This is a genomic window from Occallatibacter sp., from assembly GCF_049802275.1.
Lineage (GTDB): Bacteria > Acidobacteriota > Terriglobia > Terriglobales > Acidobacteriaceae > Telmatobacter.
This window is the reverse complement of the sequence record NZ_JBARMD010000445.1, coordinates 1-3,076: the sequence shown is the minus strand read 5'-3', so window position 1 is coordinate 3,076 and position 3,076 is coordinate 1. Positions and strand designations below refer to the sequence as shown.

Annotated in this window: 4 protein-coding genes; 3 read left to right on the top strand and 1 reads right to left on the bottom strand. The window is 59.1% G+C overall.

Features of this window, described 5'->3' with window-relative positions; translation table 11 throughout:
- Positions 1-243 (top strand): hypothetical protein (locus WA354_RS15485; RefSeq protein ID WP_472813922.1); only part of this gene is annotated, 243 nt, incomplete at its 5' end.
- Positions 244-360: 117 nt separating this feature from the next.
- Here WA354_RS15485 and WA354_RS15480 read toward each other — a convergent pair.
- The gene (locus WA354_RS15480; RefSeq protein WP_472813921.1) at positions 361-936 is read right to left on the bottom strand and encodes an REP-associated tyrosine transposase; all 576 of its coding nucleotides are present in this window, start codon (positions 934-936) and stop codon (positions 361-363) included.
- Between the two features lie 320 nt (positions 937-1,256).
- Between WA354_RS15480 and WA354_RS15475 the strand changes: the two genes are divergently transcribed.
- Both WA354_RS15475 and WA354_RS15470 read left to right on the top strand, forming a co-directional pair.
- Positions 1,257-2,834, top strand: coding sequence for an alpha/beta hydrolase (locus WA354_RS15475; protein WP_472813920.1), 1,578 nt, complete (start codon positions 1,257-1,259; stop codon positions 2,832-2,834).
- A gap of 32 nt (positions 2,835-2,866) precedes the next feature.
- On the top strand, positions 2,867-3,076 hold a 210-nt coding region (locus WA354_RS15470; RefSeq protein WP_472813919.1), incomplete at its 3' end, for a hypothetical protein.

The following is a 3,076-nucleotide window of genomic DNA, read 5'->3' as shown; positions in this document are numbered from 1 at the left end:
TCCCCGGTCCCCAAATGCGAGGGACCGGGGGCACCCAAACTCTTGTGTGGGGAGGAGGGCCACCAGCCATTGGTCAAGTTTGAACCAGAGGCCTTAATTGAAGGCTTCCAAAAACTGACAGACGGCGCAATCGGGGTTGTGGTAGCAGAAGTAGCTCATGAGACAGATGACGACAATTGCGGCCAGCATCACCTGAATAGGATTGTTCCTAATGATGCCCATACAGCCGCGCCTCTTTTCTAGAATTCTTGCCATAATCCTAGCTGGGCAAAATGAGCAGTCCACACAAGAGAATCGAAAAGCCTCCGTCGCCGGAATACCGGACTTTTAGGGAGGGCGGGTGGCCCCGAAGTCGAGGCGCTATCCAGTTGAGGGTGCCCCCGGTTCTTCGCTTTTGGGGACCGGGGAAGAAGAGGCTGACTGCCGGTAGCGCATCCACTCCGGCAACTGCCCGCCCCTGTACTGGGCAGTCCATGCAGACTCAATCTCTACGGGCCCGCGGATGCCGGTCTGGTAGTGGCGATGGCTCGACCAGCGCCAGTCTTGCGGCTTCGCGACCAACCCTCGGCAAACCGGGTTCCGATGGATGTAGCGCAGTTTCTCTAAGAACTTGGCGTGCGAGGACACATTGAAGTCATAGTAATGAGCCTGCCAGAACGGCCTTTCCCGGCCTCGCATCGCAACCGACAACTTGAGCGCCTGGATGGCCCTGGATAAAAGCGCACGCTGGGGCTCGTTTACCAGCAAATGCACGTGCTCCGGCATGACCACGTAACCGGCGACAACAAAGCGATAGCGTTGGCGGACCCGCTCCAGCGCATCTTCAAAGAGTTCCATGACGGCGATCGCGGCCAGGTAAGGACGGCGTCGGTAGCAACTGAAGGTGAGGAAGTGGAACTCGCCTGTTTGCTGATAACGGATGCGCTGGCCTTTCATGCACCGCGAGAATACTCCAACCGTGAACGCGGCTGCAGTGATCAGTGCCTCCCTCCCCGGTCCCCAAAAGCGAGGGACCGAGGGCACCCGTGCTCAAACGAACCCTGAACATTGGCAGAAGATGGAGGAGCTGTACCACGCCGCGCTGGAGAAGTCCGGCGGGGAGCTATTCCGAACTCCGAACGGATGGTGCGCTGGTCTTCCCTTTGACGAATATTCGGCTCACAAACCATCGGGACTCCCCCAATCCCGTATCCCGGTCCTGCGGGCCAGGAGGCTTCATTGCCTATCCCCCGCACCGCCCCCTACAATTCCTTCAAATGCACATTCCCCGAAAGCCCCTCCTATCCCTGGCGCTTGCCTTGTGCTCGCTTGCCGCTCTCGCACAAGAGCCGCAACACCTGTTCTTTCGCGTAACCGTGGGACCCAGGTTCACCACGCCGGTATCAGGACGCCTGCTCGTCTTTCTCACCACCGGAACCGGTGCGAAGCAGGTCGATGAGAATCCTTTTGCGCCGACCGCGGTGTATGTGGCCGCGAAGGAAGTCTCCGATCTGACTGCAGGGAACTCTGTCGACATCGATACCGACGACGTCGCCTTTCCGTCAGGGTTCTCGTCGTTGAAGAACGGAGACTACCAGGCGCAGGCGGTGCTCGATGTGAACCATAACTACAACTATGGCGGGCGCAGCGCAGGCGATCTCACCAGCGACGTGGTCCCGCTTGCGTCGTTCACCCCGGGGCAGAGCGCCGAGCCTGTGTTTACGCTCAACAATGTCGTTCCCCAGCGTCCCAGCCGCCCTGATCCGCCGGGATTCGAAAAAAGCGCGCACCTCGAAGGCTTCATCAGCCCCGCGCTCACAGCGTTCTCAGGCCGCCCTATCCACATTCGCGCGTGGGTCATTACGCCACCCGATTACGATCAGAATCCAAAGAGGCGCTACCCCACGGTCTACTGGACGCATGGATTCGGTGCACCCTTTGAATACGAGAAAATCATGGGCGGCTCCATCCTCGGGCTGATGGAGAAGAAGAAGCTGCCCCCGATGATCTGGGTCATGCTCGATGAGTCATGTCCAACCGGAACGCACGAATTCGACGACTCCGTGAACAACGGTCCGTGGGGAACGGCGCTTACCACCGAGTACATTCCCTACCTTGAAAAGAAGTACCGTATGGACGCGCGCCCCAGCGGACGTTTCCTGCAGGGCCACTCCTCCGGCGGATGGGCAACCTTGCAGTTGCAGATCGACTATCCCGGCGTCTTCGGCGGAACGTGGTCAACGTCTCCCGATCCGAGCGATTTCCATGACTTCACCGGTATTGATCTGTATGCGCCGCACGCCAACGTTTACAAGAGTCCCGACGGAACTGCCTATCCTCTGATTCGCGATCACGCAAAAATAATTGGCACGTTTGAGCAATTCGCGAAGAATGAGCGCGTCCTCGGTCCGTACGGCGGCCAGATCGCGTCATTCGAATGGGTATTCTCGCCGCGCGGACCTGACGGCAGGCCGGTTCCCATGTTCGATCGCAATACCGGAGACACCGATCCCACGGTCATTGCTTACTGGCACGATCACTATGATCTAGCAAACATAGTGCAGAAAACCTGGGCGGAGAGGGGAACCAGACTCAAGGGCAGGATTCACGTGTTCGTCGGTACAGCCGACACGTTCTATCTGGACGGAGCGGCCCACAAGATAGAAGCCGTGCTGAAGGCGCTGAACGCCGATGCCCACTTCACCTACATTCCAGATCGAACCCACTTCGATCTCTACACCACGTATCCGGCAGGCGGAGATCCCAAGGGCGATCGGCTTGGGCTATTCACGCAAATTGGAACAGAAATGTATGCGGTGGCACGTCCGCACGCGAACTGGAGACCGGCAGAATAGCCCGGGGTTTGCAATCGCCCGGGCGATTCTGGTTGCGCATTTTGCTGGGCTTACTGGTGGCCACCATGTTCGCCGTGTTGTCCACTGGCGCCATGCTGTTGGCCGCCGCCGTGCTGTTGGCCCTCGCTGCCATGCTCGTGCGGTGCACCGAGGTTCGAGTGCCCATGGCCGTCGCGCATTTCATTGCCGCTGAAATGCTGTTCGTGCCCTGGTTGGTCGTGGTGCGCGTCGAAGTGCTCGCC